The organism is Acutalibacter sp. JLR.KK004 (genome assembly GCF_036941085.1).
Taxonomy (GTDB): Bacteria; Bacillota; Clostridia; order Oscillospirales; family Acutalibacteraceae; genus Acutalibacter.
Genome location: NZ_JAYMNQ010000001.1, coordinates 203,164 through 219,534, shown reverse-complemented (window position 1 = coordinate 219,534; position 16,371 = coordinate 203,164). Strand labels below are relative to the sequence as shown.

Below are 16,371 nucleotides of genomic sequence, written 5' to 3'. Positions count from 1 at the left end.
CTTCAGGCGGGAGTGTCCAAGCGAACAGTTAAAAAAATCGAGAAGAGAAAAAGGAGGTTGGGAGAGAGGGGAGAGCACCCGAAAGCGAGCCTTGGCCGCTCCGAACCGATTGTAGGCACGCACAAAAAGACCCAGAGCAGCCCTGAGGTTCTCCAGCTTGCGTGGAAAGCTGGAAAACCTTCAGGCCGTTCTTACTGTGTTCCTTCGCGCTTATAACCGCTTTGGAGCACAGAAAAGCCGTTATCTCTCCCGTCGTTCTGCAGCGGTTGCGCGAGGCCAAAGGCTACACCCAGCAGGCGTTCAGCCGCGCGGTCAGGACGAGCCGCAGCCACTATTCGCAGAGCGAGACAGGAGAGAAACACCTCGACTGGAACGAAACCCTCTGGAAGTCCGGCTAGGGCGATGTACAACACTTCCAGCCCCTGTCACACTGTTTTCTCCTATGGTAACTCCCGGCAGAAGGATACAGCCGCTGCCAATCCAGACATTATTCTCTATCTCGATGGGACGTGCATTGGATCTGCTATAGAAAAGCCCGCCAGCCTTGAGAAAAAGGCGGCGGGCTTTTTTGTACAGTACAAACTCAGACGCGGATGTCGAAATTATACGGGCTGGAAGGGGGCAGCATTTCCTGCAGCTCCTGGAGAGCCAGCTCTTCGGTATCCATCATCTTCTTGGTGACAGCAATGGAATAATTCTGTTGAAACATCGCAGCGCTCATGCTCATGCTGGCAGAAGCGATACTGTTCATCATGTCCATGGCCAAAACCTCCTTATAATGTACTCATTGTTATTATAGGCTTTTGCACTTGGAAAGTCAAGCAACAATATGACGCGTTCACGCCCGTGGCGGATGTCATAATTGTTTTAGACACTTTGAGAAAGGCGTCTAAAACAATTTTTTATTTACAGGCAGTGTGAGAGGCAGACAAAACCAACAGAAAACGGATTGTAGAGAAAGAGCCGTTTCAGGCTGGCAAGTGAATATCCCACACATGGGTAAAACTTCCGAAATTTGGGGCAGGGACTAAGTTTGCGGAGGGAGTCGCAGGATTGTTTTAGACACTTTCCGGAAAGGGAATGGGAACGGTATGAAGCAGTATTTCATGGAGTACGAGAGCGACAGGAAGGTATGCGGCGGGTATTCCCACGTCTGGGGTTTTGCCAGCAGCATTAAAACTGCGAAAGGGTATATCGCCAGGTGCAGAAAGCGGGAGGCGGGGCATAATCCCCGGAATTTCCGTATCTATGACGCCTGGGCGGACTGCCCGGAGGGAGAACATGTCCCCTGCGTGTACCATGAAGCGTAAGGAAAGGAGGCTCCATGGCAAAAGCATTTAAAGAACTGACGGAGGAGGAGCGGCAGAGGCAGCAGCGGCGGCAGGAGATCGCCCGGCTGTGGGCAGAAGGGGAAAGCTGTCGGGCTATCTGGTTGACGTTGACACCGATTTTCTGTATCTCTGCGGTCATTGCCTTTATATCGGCATGGTCTATCTGAATGATATACCCGTCAATGGCAATCTTCCGCAGATATGCCGCCATGTTCCGGGTGGGTACGAGCTTCATTTTTTCCAGTATTAAATCCCGTTCCGCTTCCGTCACTCTGAATTTGATTTGCACCGTTCTTTTGCGTCCGTTCATGTATTCGCTCCTTTCCTTTCCGTTCCGAGGGTTTGGGACACTTCCCAACAAGCAATTTTCAACCGACGCGCCGCAGCGCGGGAGGGGAAAATACGGAAGTGGGTACCCGCTTCCTATGCTTGCTACGAATGTTTTTATCCCTTATGCCCTTATCCCTTACTACGGAGCTATGCCCGGTTTTGCCAAACTTCCGCAAAAGAAAAACGCTGCAATCCTCAAAAAAAGATTACAACGCTCTCTAAACCTTATTCAATTCTGACGGACACATTTCATCTGCCCTCTGTTTCGACTTCCGCTATCTCCTTTGCCGTTGCACTCACAATCCGTATGCCCTTATCGCTCATACCGTCAAGGAGCGCGTCAAGCTGCCGCCGCTGCGTGTTCTTCTCTGGCGGCGTTTCCAAAAGGAACTGGTCTACGGATATATTGTAGCGGAGCATTAGCTCAAAGAATATCTGCAAACTTGGGTGCTGCCCCTTGTTCTCAATGTTCGCAAGGTAGCGCGGCGAGATAAACATTTCGTCGCTTACTTTCTTGCGGCTCTCCTTGCGCCCTGTCCGCGCCGCCTTTATCGCTGCCCCAAAAGCCTTGAAGTCGTATTTCGGTACTGGTCTTTTTGCCATAGTTATTCACCCTGTTACATTTTACTGTTCACCTTTCTTCTTGGATATGTCTACACAGTTCTATCAATTAGCCAAAATAAAACATATAATAACCTTGACATAGTGTTGTCAAGGTTATTATAATATAATCAAGCTATGGAGGTGATGAGTTGCAAGAAAGCAGACTGTTCAGAATTTTGTATTATCTATTGGATAAGGGACGTGCTACGGCTCCCGAATTAGCAGAAAAATTTGAAGTGTCCGTCCGCACAATTTATCGTGATGTAGACGCTATAAGTAGTGCAGGTATTCCTATCTATGTTACGACTGGAAGAAACGGCGGCATACAGTTTCTTGATGATTACGTCCTCAATAAATCTTTTTTTTCAGATAGTGAGAAATTAGAAATATTATCCAGTTTGCAAAGTTTATCAGCCGTTCAATATCCAGAAGTAGACACTGTTTTGAACAAACTCGGTGCGATTTTTCAAATCGGTTTAACGGACTGGATTGATGTGGATTTTTCACGTTGGGGTAGTGTTGCGGAAAACGAAAATAGATTGTTTAGACAATTAAAACAAGCTATATTAGAAAACCGCGAAATCACTTTTGATTATCATAATTCTACTGGGAATAACAACAGGCGAAATGTATATCCATATAAATTAGTTTATAAAGACAGGGCATGGTATTTGTACGCTTTTTGTCTATCACGAAGCGAAAACAGATTGTTTCGTCTTTCAAGAATAAAAAACCTTATTTTAACCGAAGTACATTTTGAACGCAAGACAGAAACATACCAATATCATTCTCTTTTTCCAAAGCCAGAAGAAATCGGGAATTTAATAGACTTAGAATTAGAATTTGCTTTAGATGTTGGGTACAGGTTATTTGATACGTTGGACGATACAGCTATTACACAGCATGAAAACGGATATACTGTTAAGCTCACTCTGCCAGAAAATGATTGGCTTTATGATTTCCTTATGTCATTTGGAAACAAAGTAACAATAATTCAGCCTAAATCTATTCGTCAAACATTGAAAGCAAAACATGAGGCTGCAAGAGAACATCATAAAGGAGAATAAAAATATGAACATTAAAAGAGAACTTGAAACAAAAGTAGGTATAGCAAACAGTATTTATCTAAACAATATTGATATTCCCCCTCTTACGATTAAAGCAATTATGATAAATGAAGTTGTTCCCTCTGACCCTTTACAGGATTTTTATGGGCTGCCCGACGCTGATTATCTGAAAACAACTATCCCCCTTTTGCAAGGAGCGGGAACGGCAGTTACTTCTATACAAGACATATTACAAATGGGTATTTATATCACAAATGCAGTAAAAACCCCAAAGACAGAATATGCCATTGACAAAAGCAGTATTGAAAGTAGCTTGCCATATTTAGAAGCAGAGCTTTCTTTATTCCCCAACACAAAGGTTATTATGCTTATGGGAGATGTTGCAAAGAAAGCCTTTAACATGATTACGAAAAAGTCAACAAAGAAAAACGCTGTTCCCGCCGTTTCCACCTATAAATTGCGGAATAGCGAAATTTATTATAAGGGTATTCGGATAATGCCGTCATACATAATGACAGGAGGGAATATCTTAATCGAAAAGTCAAAAGTAGCAATGGCAACCGAGGATATTGCTACTATGTTGGAAATAATCAAGTAAAACCCCTATAAAGATTTTGAAAGCCTGACAACCACTGTCAGGCTTTCATTTTTATAATTAAAGAAAAAACTTTAAGAGGTAGGATATGAAAACAAAAACATTGAACCGAAATTTTATACTTTTGATAATAGGACAGGCTTCATCTATGTTTGGAACCGTCTTACTCAAATTTACTGTATCTTTATTGATACTTGATTTGACCCGTTCTGCTGCTTTGTTTGGAACGATTAAAGCGATAAGCTATCTACCACCTATTTTTCTATCTCCTATCGGCGGTATTATGGCTGACCGAAATGATAAAAGAAATCTTATGATTGCCTTAGATAGCCTGTATGGTATTATGGCTATTCTATTAGTGCTTTCATTATCGTTTTCTAATGTGCTTGTTTTAATCACTGTTATCATGGTAGGATTGTCGATTGTATCTTCTTTTGAAACTCCTGTCGTGCAATCCAGCATACCACTCATTCAAAAAAAAGAAAGCCTTATTCAGTCCAATGCCATTGTCAGCCAGATAAATATGCTCGCTAATCTAATTGGGCCATTATTGGCAGGACTGCTTTATAGTGCAATCGGAAAAGCATATTTACAGGATGTACGAATTGTTTTTTGGGGATGTGCCATTTGTTTTTTCTCTGCCGCTATCCTTGAAGCGTTTATAAAAATACCACAGATTACATTATCCCCAATCAGCAAACCATTACACGCAATAAAAAATGACTTGAGCGAAAGTTTTCATTTCCTAACATCAAAACAAGTATATGTATTCAAAGCAATTCTCCTAAATGCTGCTTTTGTTTTATTGATACAGCCGTTGATTGCAACAGGCGCACCATTCATAATTCGAGTTGTACTTGATTTAAGTTCTGTATTAAATGGTCTGTCACAGGCTTTTATGGGAGCTGCCGGACTTGTAGGCGGGATAGTTGCCGGAATGGTTGCTAATAAATTCAAAACAGAAAAAATTTATCGTCTGTTTTGGATTATGGGAATATCAATAGCAGCTTTTGGCAGTAGCCTATTGTTCAATCTTTCTGCAAACTTGACCTATATCATATTTGTAATTATTAGCATTATTATTTTTATAAGTGCAAGTATAGCAGGGGTTTATATTATGTCAGCCATTCAGCAAAATGTACCCGATAATATGTTAGGACGTATCATGTCTTTTTATTCTGCAATAGTAAGCATTGCCCTACCCATAGGTATTTTGCTCTATGGCTATCTATATGAAAAGTTTATAAATCATCTTCCCGTTATAATGTTTTTAACCTCAATCGCAATATTGGTCATAGGCTATATTGGCAAAAAAACTTATCATCATTTGTAGAATATCAAATTTGTAACCTAAAACCTTTGATAATATCGTTACAACAATATTTGCCGCACGACGGCAAAAGAAAAAAAGCCGTCGTACAGCAGAGATATTTTCACACGCCCTTTTTGACGCGGCGGCTTTTGAAAAATCAAAGCCGCCGTTTCTTTTTATCTTCTCAAGAAATGACGCGGTATCACTGTTAAAAGCGGCGGCTAAAGGAGGTAGCCGCCATGAAGCATATACCGTATCGACAAAATCCGACGGTCATTGACATATCAAAAAAAGCCCGACCGCCGCCGGGGAAAATCACGCCTATAAACACGAACTGTCTAATCATCTAAATACTGCTTACAATACCTATGCGCCTGTTCGAGCTTTTCGGACAGGCGTATTTTGCTGCTCAAAAAATTTTTTGAAGAAATTTCAAAAAATCTTCGGCGTTTTTCAAAAACGCCGTATTGCCCCGCGAAAAGGGGGAAGCACCACCAACTTTCCAACGAGAAAGGAGGTGAGAATGTGGAACCTAATAGCAAGGAGTTTTACAAACAATGTGCTTTTCAGAAGTTTTGTAATACGGTGCTGCACAATGAAGCGTGCGACACTCATAGAGAGCTTCGCAGACACAAGGCAAAGGAAGTGACCTTTTCCGACATGACCTTAGACGAAGCGCGGCAGCTTCATACGTTTGACGAATATTTCAAACGGGAAACTGTCGAAACCGTCTTTGAAAAAGCCGGGAAGAAAATCACGCCAAAGCTGCTTCTTGAAGCAATCCGTACTTTGCCGGAAGAAAAGCGCAAAGCCATATTGCTGTATTACTTCGAGGGAATGAACGATACCGAGATTGCGAAGCTGTTCAATACGTCGAGAAGCACGATACAGTACAGGCGGACAAGCTCTTTTGAGAAATTAAGAAAATATCTGGAGGAAAATGCTGATGAATGGGACGAATGGTAACGAACCCGGCTACCCGGAAAAAGCCCTTGTTCCCTATCCTGTCATTGTGGCAGCGACAAAGGGCGACCCGGACGCTATGAAGATTGTCTTGCAGCATTTCAGCGGCTACATAGCCCGCCTCTCCATGCGGAAGCTGTACGACGAGCGCGGGAACGTCTATTTTGGCGTAGACCACGACATTCGGGAACGGCTGCAAGCAAAACTGATGATGGCTGTCCTCACCTTTAAGGCAGAGGAATAACCGCAACGGCGGCGGGACGCTTTCTCTCTCCCCCTTTTCCGTTCCGCTGCTGACGCGGCAGCAAAGCCATTCTGAACCTTGACAAAGAAAGCGGCGCAAGATAACGGCGGCGCAGCATAGGGCAAATCGGATACGTTCCTTTTGCGCCGAGCCATACGGCGGGTGCGCCATGACGCTATCCGGGAGGGATTACCCCGCCCGGACAGCCGAGCGACCAATACCGCGCCGGAAAGCAAGTGTAGCGGCTTGCGGGCGACGACAGCGCAGAATATACAATGATACTTCCTTACAGCCACAGTCCGATGCGTTTATACGAAACTGCGTTTCGTTTAGCGTCGCAGGCAATGGGTAGGGCTGCATGAGAACCATGCCGGGGTGAAATTCCCATGAGGTTATGCTAATAACCGTCCGATTAAAGCCTTTGTTTTCTTGAATAGTGGACTTGCTGCTATTCATAGACTGTATTATATGTTTGCGAAAGAAAGGGGGATTTTCTTTGACGCAAAACCAAACGCCCGTTACCACAACGGAGCATAAAATCGGAAAAGTTACTTACCTTGTATGTTCGTCCGCAAGTGAACACGCGACGGACACACTGGATAAAAAGATAAAAAAGCTCATTCGCAAAGACATGGAGCTGAACCCCGCAAACGCCCGGAAATAGGGCGTTTCTTCACATTTTATACATGACACAGGCAGCGGTATGTGGTATAATATAGACAGTACAAATACCATGCTTGTCTGTCGTCGGAAAGGAGGACAAAATGTTACAGACAGACAAGATTACCGCTTTATATTGCAGATTGAGCCAGGAAGATATGCAAGCCGGGGAAAGCGAGAGCATACAGAACCAAAAGCTGATTTTACAAAAGTACGCTGACGAACACCACTTTTTCAACACGCGCTTTTTCGTAGACGACGGATTTTCCGGCGTGAGCTTTGAGCGTGAGGGGCTTCAAGCCATGCTACATGAGGTTGAAGCCGGGAACGTGGCAACCGTCATAACAAAAGACCTTTCCCGTCTGGGACGTAATTATCTGAAAACCGGGGAGCTGATAGAGATTGTCTTTCCCGAATATGAAGTGCGCTACATTGCCATTAACGACGGTGTAGACACCGCAAGGGAAGATAACGAGTTTACCCCTCTGCGGAACTGGTTCAACGAATGGCTGGTGAGGGATACGAGCAAGAAAATCCGGGCGGTAAAACGCTCAAAAGGCATGAGTGGGAAGCCTGTCACAAGCAAGCCCGTGTACGGCTACCTCATGGACGAGGACGAAAATTTCATCATTGACGAAGAAGCCGCCCCCGTGGTAAAGCAGATTTACAGCCTATGCCTTGCCGGGAACGGTCCGACCAAGATAGCCCGTATGCTTACGGAGCAGGAAATTCCCACGCCGGGAACGCTGGAATACCGCCGGACAGGGAGAACCCGCCGCTACCCCCCCGGCTATGAGTGCAAGTGGGCGGCGAACACCGTGGTACATATCCTTGAAAACCGGGAATACACGGGCTGCCTTGTGAACTTCAAGACCACCACACAATCCTACAAGTGCAGCAAGATTATCTACAACAGCGAGGACAAACAGGCAATCTTCGAGAACCACCACGAGCAGATAATCGACAGGGACACATGGGAACGGGTGCAGGAGCTACGCAAGCAGCGCAAACGCCCTAACCGCTATGATGAAGTGGGTTTGTTCTCCGGCTTTCTCTTTTGTGCCGACTGCGGCAGCGTCATGTACCAGCAACGCTATCAGACGGACAAGCGGCGGCAGGACTGCTATATCTGCGGCAGCTACAAGAAGCGCATCTGGAACTGGAAAGCTAAGCGCAGGGAATAGTTGGAGGGAGCGCCCCATGGGACGCTCTCTCTTTTTTTGTTTGTACAGAAATCTGCCTGCTTTTTTGCGGTTTTATACAGCAAAGGGATATTTTGGTTAAAAATTGGCAAAATCTATTGAAAAATACTACCACTTGCCATATAATTTAAAGAAAAAGCAGAAGGCAGGTGCTTGATTTGTCATATTCCTTTGAAGAGATCATGGCGTACCATAAAGGCAACAGAAGAGTGTATAACGAAATCAAGCGGTCTTTATCTAAGCTGGTTCCCTTTGTTGGGGCCGGGCTGACGCAATTTGCTTATGGTACTTGGCCCGAAGCGCTTAAGGCACTTACAGGTATGCTTGCAGGCCCCGAAAATGTGCAGGAAGTAACCCGTTTAATTGATGGTAAACACTATATGGACGCAGCCCAAAAGCTGGAGGAGCTGCGGGCGCCGGCAAACCTGGCCCGGGATATAGCCGCTCTTTTTTCAAGGGACAAGCTGGACGCCAAAAGGGCGCAGCTCCGGAAAGAGCCAATTGCTTTACTGCCGTACCTGTTCCCGGAACTCGTACTGACCACAAACTTTGATGAAACGCTGGAGGCCGCATACAGTGAAAGCGGTCATCGCTTTGCTTGGACTTTCCTTCCCGGTCACTCGGAACTGCTCCGGGAGTTGCTTCATGAGGGAGGAACCAACGGCCTGCTGAAGCTCCACGGCTCTATAACCGGCGGACTGATCGAATACAGTAGAATTGTGTTTACAAAAGCGCAGTATGACAGGCACTATGGAACAGGCCGCCCATTAGTCAAAGAGTTAAAAGAATGCTTTAAAAACCGGGCAATGCTCTTTTTGGGGTGCAGCTTGGAGATGGCTCCAGATAAGAAAGACCGTTTTGTGGAAATATTGCAGAAAAGCCATGAAGAGGGATATACCCATTATACTATCAAGGATTGTGAAAAAACTGAGATAGACGAAAAGTCCAGGGAACTGGGGGAAAACCATATTCAGGCAATTCTATACGAAAGTAACCGCCACGAAGCAGTCCGGGTGATACTGGAACACCTGTTGGAAGAAACAAACCCGGACGTTTATCGTGCACTCTCGGTTCATGTAGGAGCGTTAAAGTCCATCAACATGTCGGAGCGGTTCTCCTACAAAGCGGAAATCATCCCCTTTACAGGCCGGGAACAGGAACTGGAAGAACTCCAGGAGTTTCTGGGGAAGCCAGATATTGCGTTCCGATGGTGGGCAGTTATAGGGCCGGGCGGCGCGGGAAAAAGCCGGCTGGCCTATGAGTTTAAAGAGCGAGCTTCTTCGGATTGGGACGTGCGGTATCTGGGAGCAGAGGATTATGAGGATTTGTCCCGGCTAACGGAAAACCTGGTAAAGAAAACCCTGCTGGTTGCGGACTACGTGCAGGAACACGCAAAAACCATTGGGAAATGGATGGCATGGCTGAGGGAGCAGCCCCGCAGCCTTCCTGTCCGGGTTCTGCTGGTGGAGCGGAATACAGGAGATAATCTGGACCGGTTCGGATGGACGGAACAACTGTATGGGGACGTTCGCCACAAGAAAGAACTGCAGGACGCTTGTTTTCGGGAATCATTCCTGATATTGCAGCCCCTGCGGGACGAAGATTTGTTAAGCATCATGGGAAATTATGCTTTAGCGGTCAAACCGGGCATCAGCCTGCTTGGCCGTCAGAAACAGGTTCTGCTCCAAAAGCTTAAAACAATAGACCCGGAACTGTGCCGTCCGCTGTATGCCTTATTTTTGACGGACGCGTATGTAAATGGGCAGAATCCGGAGCGGTGGAACAAGAATGACGTTTTGGATTACATAAAGGAGCGGGAGGAAAGCCGGCTGAAATTCAATATAAAGCAGGTGCTGGGGGGAATAGATGAAAAGCTTTGGGATGCCTGCCTGTGGCTGCAGTACACGGCAACCGTGCTTCAGGATGCTTCCCTGCAGGATTTGAAGCTGCTTTGCCCCGAATCCTGGGTAGTTATTGAAAGAAAAGCGGATTCGTTTCGTTCTCCGGAAAGTATGCTGGAGCAAATAGGGCTTGCGGCAGGCGGACAGGTGCCGGCCCTTCGCCCGGATTTGATAGGGGAATATGCAGTATATACCTGGCTGCAGGAGCACCCGGAAAAAAGCCAGGAGTTCCTTACGGCTGTTTGGGAGAAGCCGCATCCTGCTGTTGCGTTTTTTAGTCGGCTAATCAGTGACTATGGGTACTTGCTTGGAAAGAATGAAACATATTCAGATATTGCGATTGTACTTGCCAAGAATTTACTCAATATGATCTCTAAGCAGGATGAAAAGGAAGCCTTGGATACGGCTCAGAGTTTGGAACGCCTTACAGAAAAGCATTCCACAGTGCCGAATATTGCGAGCCAGTCCTCCAATAGTCAGGTCAATTTGAGCAGTAAGCGGGATAAACAGAGGGCTTGGAAAACTGTAAGACGTCTGGAACATCTTACAGAAGTGTATCCAGACGTGCCAGATATTGCGATACAGTTCGCCAGGAGCTTGGCTAATTTGACTGAAAAATAAAATATGATGGGTACCAAATAAGCAATTAAGAAATCTTATACCCCAGTATCCCGATAATGATAAAATTGCGCATTTGCTAAATTATGCCCAAAACGCCTTTGATTCCAGATAGGCAAAAACTAAAGATGAAGCAGAAGGCTCACGCAAGCTTTCTGCTTCATCTTCTTTTTTGCTCTAAGTAGCGGAAACCTTGATTTTCCTGGGATAAATCCCCAAAGGCTTCTTGACAAAATTCGACAATTCCGATAGAATACGAACAGTATAAGAATTTAGATAATATACAAATAGTATATTTTAGTTTAACGGATAAAGGAGTGTGTGATTTATGCAGCAGCCTGTTTGCTTAAACGATTTCAAGATGAGCATACCCAAAAGCCGGAAGAGGGCTATGGAGGACAGTTTGGCAAACCCCGGCAGGGTGTACTGGCTCATGGACAAGGTACACGTGCGGATCCTGACCTATGACGACCCGGAAAAGGCGAAAGCCAAGCTGCGGGACGGGTTCCGGATTTTAGCGATTTACCGCAACGGCGAGGATATTATGAACACACAGGCCGCAAAGGATGAGGGCCTGCTGCTGGTATGAGTGACAGCCCCGGCCCTCATGGGCCGGGGCTTGTCTGTTTACAGATGGCACGGTTGCGATTGCCCCAAAAAAGGAGCGAAACCATGAAAAAAACCGGTTGTAAGGATATCAAGTGGAACGACCGATTGATTATAGAGCGGATGCTGAAAAACAGGGAAAGCAAGACAAAAATCGCGGCGTATATCGGGGTGAGCCGGGCAAGCATTTACAACGAAATCCATCGTGGCATAACCTTGCAGATGACCCCAGAGTATGAGTTCGTAGAGGTTTACTGCGCTGATACGGCGGAGCGCTGGTATCAGGCGCATTTGGCGGTTCGCGGGATGGATTTGAAGCTGGGAAACGACTTCGCTGCGGCAAATTACATCGAACGGATGATAGTAGAAAAAAGATACTCTCCCGCTGTTGTGGCGGCGAAAATGCAGGAGGAAAGGGGTTTTTCCACCCGGTTATGTGTGAATACCATTTACAATTACATCTACCGGGAGGACGTATTCCTGAAGCTGAAAAAGGAGCACCTCCGCTATAAAGGCAGGCGCCGGAACCGTAAGTCCAGCCGCCCTAAAGCCGCACGGGCTTCTGCTGGGGACAGCATTGAGAAGCGCCCGCCGGAGGTAAAAGAGCGGAAAACCTTCGGGCATTGGGAGATGGATACAGTGGTCAGCGGGAAGGATGGGCGCGGGATCTTGCTGGTGTTGGCAGAGCGTACAACCCGTTATGAGATTATTGTCCTTTTGCCAGACAGGACAGCCAGCAGCGTGGTGAAAGCCCTGGATGTTTTGGAGAAGAAATACGGCAGGCGCAAGTTCCGGCGCACCTTCAAGACCATCACCTGCGACAACGGCAGTGAATTCGCGGACTGCCAGGGCATGGAGCACACCCGTTATGGACGCGGCCCTCGCACAAAAATCTACTACTGCCACCCCTACAGCGCTTACGAGCGGGGCAGCAATGAGAACGCCAACGGCCTGATACGCCGTTTCTTTCCCAAGGGCACAGATTTCAGCAAGGTAACGAAAAAGGCAGTCCGGCAGGTGCAGGACTGGATGAACCAGTACCCCAGGAAGATACTTGGCTGGAAGTCCGCAGAGGACATGATGTCCATTTTCATGTCCTCTGCCTGACCTACCAAAACTGAACAGCCTGGGCCAGCCGAAAAAGCAGAGGCTTTTCCGGCTTGTTTGCTGTACGCCAAAACTGTGAAATGCTCTTTCAGCACAAAAGCACCCCTGTGTTGTTGTACAACAACACAGGGGTGCTTTTGTGTACTTCTACAAACATCGTTGCATTTAAAACTTTTTTCTAAAAACATCTTGACATTTGGGCGCGTTCACGCCCGTCTCATAAAAAGCAAAGGATAGAGAGGAAGAGGGCAGGGTGCAACGGTTCGGGAAGCCAGCGTTGCAAATGTAAGGAGTGCGACAAAGTATATACCATAGACCCGAAGCGGAGCGCGTATCCAGAGGAAGTGAGAAAGCAGGCGAACGGGTCTTTGCCGATGCCAAAGAAAAACACGCCATGCGGTATACTCACTACCGTGGTCTGGCCCAGGCCTCCAACTGGGTGAGGCTCAAATTTGCTGCCATGAACCTCAAAAAGCTGGCAAGATGGAAAGCCAGAAACCGTTTTGCACCTTCCTCCTCCATAGCCTCTTCGTGCATTTTATCCCTCACTGACTTTGCGGCCTGTCTGGTAATCAAGCCAGACAGGCCGTTTTTCGACAAGCAGACAGCCGCTTTTAGCGGCTGTCTGTGATTGTGATGCAATCGCAACCCTTTTTAGGGATTAGACTCCTCTGGGATTTCATTCCATCCGCAGCCGGGAAAAATCCGTGGATTCCTCCAGGGCTTTCACCACCTGGGCAAGGCCCTGCTGATCTTCTTCGGTAAACCGGCCCTTTTCCGGGCTGTCGATGTCCAGCACGCCTACAATCTGCCCGCCGCTGCGGATGGGCAGCACGATTTCCGACCGGGAAGCGCTGTCGCAGGCAATGTGCCCGGGGAAGGCATGTACGTCCTCCACCCGCAGGGGCTTCCCTTCTTGCACCGCGGTGCCGCACACGCCTTTGCCAATGGCGATGCGGACGCAGGCCACCCGGCCCTGGAACGGCCCTACCAGAAGGCTTCCCCTGTCCAGCAGGTAAAAGCCCGCCCAGTTGATGCGCTCCAGGCCCTCGTATAGCAGTGCCGCGGCGTTTGACAGCACAGGCACAAAGTCCCGGTCAATTTCCGCCAGAGAAGCAACCTGGCTGGCAATCAGCTTATAATCTGGCATGTTCCTCCCCCTTTACGACAAACGCTTGTACAGATGGTTGCCAATCATCTGGATAAGCTGTACGAATATAATCAGGATAATGGAGCACACCACCAAATAGTCCGTCCGGTACTGCTGGTAGCCGAACCGGATGGCAATGTCCCCAATGCCGCCTCCGCCTACCGTGCCTGCCATGGCGGAGTATCCCACCAGGGAGATAATCAGCAGGACAATCCCGTTTAAAATCCGGGGGATGGATTCCTTGATGTACACCCGCCACAAAATCTGCCAGTTGGAGGCCCCAAAGGATTTGGCGGCCTCAATGACGCCGGCGTCCGTCTCCCGCAGGGCGGTTTCGATAATCCGGGCGATGAAGGGGATGGCGGAAAGGGTCAGGGGCACAATGGAGGCAGTGGTTCCAATGGCTTTTCCCACCACCAGCCGGGTGAAGGGAATCACCAGCACCAGCAGGATGACAAAGGGAAAGCTGCGGAACACGTTGACAAGGAAGCTGAGTATTTCATAGACAGGTCGGATAGGGCGCAGGCCGTCCGGCGCGGTAAGCGTCAGGATAATGGCGGGGATAAAGCCTATAAGTACGGACAGCAGCGTAGACCAGAACACCATATACAGCGTCTGCCACAGGGCCGTCAGAATAACCCCCGTCATGCTGGTTGTGGATGCAATGCCCATTATGTAAGCACCTCCCAGGCCACTTTTTTTGAGGACAGGAAATTGCACACCTGTTCCCTGTCCGCCTCGTCAATGTTCAGCACCAGGCTGCCATAAATGTTCTCCCGGAAGTCCTCCAGCTTTGCCCAGCATATGCTGAAATCCTTGCCCAGCTCCCGGGCCATCTGGGTGATAACCGGCTCGTTGGAGCCTTCCCCCACAAAGAACACCTGGATGTTCACCCCGGTTCTGGGCAGCAGCTCGCTCTTGTCCCGCAGGAAAGACTGTATCTCCTTTTCCGCGGGCTTGATGAACATCTCCTCCGGCTTGCCCTGGGACAGCACGCTGCCGTTATACAGAAAGGCCACCCGGCCGCAGATCTGCTTCACCACTTCCATCTGGTGGGTCACCACAACCACTGTTATCCCCATCTCCCGGTTGATTTTCTGGAGCAGGGCCAGGATCCCCTTGGTGATTTCCGGATCCAGTGCGCTGGTGGCCTCGTCGCAAAGCAGGAACTGGGGATCCAGCACCAAAGCCCTGGCAATGGCCACCCGCTGCTTCTGCCCGCCGGAAAGCTGCCGGGGCTTCATGTGGGCCTTGTCCTCCAGGCCCACCAGGCGGATAAGCTCTTCAATTTTGTCCCGGCTCTCCTGGGAGCGGGTGTTGATGCCCCAGAACTTCATGGGCAGGGCAATGTTGCCGTACACGTCCAGGCGCTCCAGCAGGTTGAAGTTCTGGAAAATCATGCCCATGCGCTTTTGCAGGCCGCGCAGGGCGCTTTTGTCCCGGCTGTTTACCAAAGCGCCGTCTACGGTGATTTCCCCGGAATCGTAAGGCTCCAGTCCGTTTATGCAGCGCAGCAGGGTAGACTTCCCCGCGCCGCTCTGCCCTACGATGCCGTAAATTTCGTGATCCTCAATAGTAAGGGAAATTCCCTTCAGGACGTCCACGTCCCGAAAGGATTTCCGCACGTTGCTTATTTCAATCATGTTTTATGCCGGGTCGATAAAGGACGGGATAACCGAGCCTTTATACTTCTCCTCAATATACTCTTTCACGGCGTCGGACTGGATCGCCTTTACCAGCGCTTTTGTTTTTTCGGTTTCCTCGCTGCCCTGCTTGACAACCAGGAAGTTTGTCCGGCGGATGCTGGTTTCGTCGTCAAACTCTTCAATTTCCAAAGCCGGATGCTCTGTGGGCAGGTCGGCGCCGATGGCATAGTTGCCGTTGATGGCGGCAGCGTCCAAATCCGGCAGGGACAGGGGCAGGCTCGCGGCCTCCAGGGTGGTGATTTTATAGCCGTGGGGGTTTGCCTCTTTATCGTCCGTCAGGGACTCGGCGGTAACATTGTCATCTGTGCCATAGCTGCCCAGGGAATTGAGCAGGCCCTTCTGCACCAGCAGCTCCAGGCCCCGCTTCTCGTTGTCCGGGTCGTTGGGCACGGCGATTTCCGCGCCGTCAGGCAGTTCGGAAAGGGACGTGTACTTCTGGGAATAGATGCCCATAGGCTCGATATGCACCCCGGCCACAGCCGCCAGGTGCAGGCCGTTGTCCTCGTTCTGGCCGTTCATGTAGCCCAGTGTCTGGAAGTAGTTGGCGTCCAGCTCCCCTTCCTCCAGGGAGGTGTTGGGCAGCACATAGTCCTGGAACACCACCACTTCCAGTTCCCAGCCCTCCTCAGCCAGCACAGCCTTCACCGCGTTTTCCAGGATGTCGGCATGGGGGACAGGGTTTACGCCTACGGAAATCTTTTTGTCACCGCCGGCAGGCTTATCCGCCGCCGCGGAGGAGGTCTTTTCCCCCTGGGAGGAATCTGCCGGAGCGCCGCCGCAGGCTGTCAGGGAAAGCAGCAGCGCCAGGGTAAGTGCGAGGCTTAAAAATTTGAGAACCTTTTTTCTTTTCATAATCTGGTTTCGGGCGCGGGAAGCGCCCACCCTCCTTCTGGAAAATGTAATGTTCTTTGGTACAGCCCCTATTATACGCACAGGAAGGTCATTTGTCCAATACATGGAATAAATAGTGGGTTAT

At 48.6% G+C, this 16,371-nt stretch carries 19 protein-coding genes and 3 pseudogenes; 14 read left to right on the top strand and 8 right to left on the bottom strand.

The features are described 5' to 3' along the window. Positions 1-161 precede the first annotated feature (161 nt). Positions 162-398, top strand: a complete 237-nt coding sequence (locus tag VSQ30_RS01305; RefSeq protein WP_334461465.1) for a helix-turn-helix domain-containing protein — start codon at positions 162-164, stop codon at positions 396-398. On the opposite strand, the gene VSQ30_RS01300 is transcribed toward VSQ30_RS01305, so the two are convergent. After that, positions 313-498: a DapH/DapD/GlmU-related protein gene (locus VSQ30_RS01300; protein WP_502876262.1), complete on the bottom strand. Its 186-nt coding sequence runs from the start codon at positions 496-498 to the stop codon at positions 313-315. The two genes, VSQ30_RS01305 and VSQ30_RS01300, sit on opposite strands and share 86 nt — an antisense overlap. A gap of 85 nt (positions 499-583) precedes the next feature. After that, positions 584-760, bottom strand: coding sequence for a putative motility protein (locus VSQ30_RS01295; protein WP_334461463.1), 177 nt, complete (start codon positions 758-760; stop codon positions 584-586). Positions 761-1,091: 331 nt separating this feature from the next. Between VSQ30_RS01295 and VSQ30_RS01290 the strand changes: the two genes are divergently transcribed. Beyond that, a complete protein-coding gene (locus VSQ30_RS01290) occupies positions 1,092-1,310 on the top strand; it encodes a hypothetical protein (RefSeq protein WP_161880199.1) in 219 nt (72 codons plus the stop codon). 85 nt (positions 1,311-1,395) lie between these two features. On the opposite strand, the pseudogene VSQ30_RS01285 reads toward VSQ30_RS01290, so the two are convergent. Beyond that, positions 1,396-1,602: pseudogene (locus VSQ30_RS01285) on the bottom strand (plasmid mobilization protein); the annotation flags it as partial. On the opposite strand from VSQ30_RS01285, the gene VSQ30_RS01280 reads away from it, so the two are divergent. Continuing rightward, positions 1,514-1,900 (top strand): hypothetical protein, encoded by a 387-nt coding sequence (locus tag VSQ30_RS01280; RefSeq protein WP_334464899.1) that lies wholly within the window; start codon positions 1,514-1,516, stop codon positions 1,898-1,900. The pseudogene VSQ30_RS01285 and the gene VSQ30_RS01280 sit on opposite strands and share 89 nt — an antisense overlap. 10 nt (positions 1,901-1,910) lie before the next feature. Here the strand turns inward: VSQ30_RS01280 and VSQ30_RS01275 are convergent, their stop codons facing one another. After that, entirely contained in the window at positions 1,911-2,264 is a 354-nt protein-coding gene (locus VSQ30_RS01275) for a helix-turn-helix transcriptional regulator (protein WP_002590580.1), read from the bottom strand. A 149-nt stretch (positions 2,265-2,413) separates the two neighbouring features. On the opposite strand from VSQ30_RS01275, the gene VSQ30_RS01270 reads away from it, so the two are divergent. The 11 genes and pseudogenes from VSQ30_RS01270 to VSQ30_RS01220 form a co-directional block, all read left to right on the top strand. Then, entirely contained in the window at positions 2,414-3,331 is a 918-nt protein-coding gene (locus VSQ30_RS01270) for a helix-turn-helix transcriptional regulator (protein WP_016301059.1), read from the top strand. A 4-nt stretch (positions 3,332-3,335) separates the two neighbouring features. Further along, complete coding sequence (locus VSQ30_RS01265; protein ID WP_016301058.1) at positions 3,336-3,929, top strand: uracil-DNA glycosylase family protein; 594 nt, start codon at positions 3,336-3,338, stop codon at positions 3,927-3,929. Between the two features lie 85 nt (positions 3,930-4,014). Continuing rightward, positions 4,015-5,259, top strand: a complete 1,245-nt coding sequence (locus VSQ30_RS01260) for an MFS transporter (RefSeq protein ID WP_334461462.1) — start codon at positions 4,015-4,017, stop codon at positions 5,257-5,259. A gap of 504 nt (positions 5,260-5,763) precedes the next feature. After that, the gene (locus VSQ30_RS01255; protein ID WP_334461460.1) at positions 5,764-6,204 is read left to right on the top strand and encodes a sigma-70 family RNA polymerase sigma factor; all 441 of its coding nucleotides are present in this window, start codon (positions 5,764-5,766) and stop codon (positions 6,202-6,204) included. Beyond that, a complete protein-coding gene (locus tag VSQ30_RS01250) occupies positions 6,185-6,445 on the top strand; it encodes a helix-turn-helix domain-containing protein (RefSeq protein ID WP_004081240.1) in 261 nt (86 codons plus the stop codon). The genes VSQ30_RS01255 and VSQ30_RS01250 overlap by 20 nt, the downstream gene beginning before the upstream one ends. Positions 6,446-6,881: 436 nt before the next feature. Next, entirely contained in the window at positions 6,882-7,109 is a 228-nt protein-coding gene (locus VSQ30_RS01245; protein ID WP_022741221.1) for a TnpW family protein, read from the top strand. Positions 7,110-7,209: 100 nt separating this feature from the next. Further along, positions 7,210-8,256 (top strand): annotated as a pseudogene (locus VSQ30_RS01240) (recombinase family protein); the annotation flags it as partial. 233 nt (positions 8,257-8,489) lie between these two features. Continuing rightward, entirely contained in the window at positions 8,490-10,829 is a 2,340-nt protein-coding gene (locus tag VSQ30_RS01235; RefSeq protein ID WP_334461459.1) for an SIR2 family NAD-dependent protein deacylase, read from the top strand. 325 nt (positions 10,830-11,154) lie between these two features. After that, positions 11,155-11,415 carry a hypothetical protein gene (locus tag VSQ30_RS01230; RefSeq protein WP_334461450.1) on the top strand — a complete coding sequence of 87 codons (261 nt, stop codon included), beginning with the start codon at positions 11,155-11,157 and terminating at the stop codon, positions 11,413-11,415. 83 nt (positions 11,416-11,498) lie between these two features. Beyond that, positions 11,499-12,539 (top strand): IS30 family transposase, encoded by a 1,041-nt coding sequence (locus VSQ30_RS01225; RefSeq protein ID WP_334461458.1) that lies wholly within the window; start codon positions 11,499-11,501, stop codon positions 12,537-12,539. A 358-nt stretch (positions 12,540-12,897) separates the two neighbouring features. Then, positions 12,898-13,170, top strand: a pseudogene (locus tag VSQ30_RS01220) (transposase); the annotation flags it as partial. Positions 13,171-13,218: 48 nt separating this feature from the next. Here the strand turns inward: VSQ30_RS01220 and msrC are convergent. From msrC to VSQ30_RS01200, 4 genes are read right to left on the bottom strand one after another with little or no spacing between them, the layout of a single operon-like run. Next, positions 13,219-13,689 (bottom strand): free L-methionine (R)-S-oxide reductase MsrC, encoded by a 471-nt coding sequence (gene msrC / locus VSQ30_RS01215; protein ID WP_334461457.1) that lies wholly within the window; start codon positions 13,687-13,689, stop codon positions 13,219-13,221. Between the two features lie 12 nt (positions 13,690-13,701). Beyond that, positions 13,702-14,337, bottom strand: coding sequence for a methionine ABC transporter permease (locus tag VSQ30_RS01210; protein ID WP_334464755.1), 636 nt, complete (start codon positions 14,335-14,337; stop codon positions 13,702-13,704). A 23-nt stretch (positions 14,338-14,360) separates the two neighbouring features. After that, a complete protein-coding gene (locus VSQ30_RS01205) occupies positions 14,361-15,332 on the bottom strand; it encodes a methionine ABC transporter ATP-binding protein (protein WP_334461456.1) in 972 nt (323 codons plus the stop codon). A gap of 3 nt (positions 15,333-15,335) precedes the next feature. Continuing rightward, positions 15,336-16,247, bottom strand: a complete 912-nt coding sequence (locus VSQ30_RS01200; protein WP_334461455.1) for a MetQ/NlpA family ABC transporter substrate-binding protein — start codon at positions 16,245-16,247, stop codon at positions 15,336-15,338. Positions 16,248-16,371 lie beyond the last annotated feature (124 nt).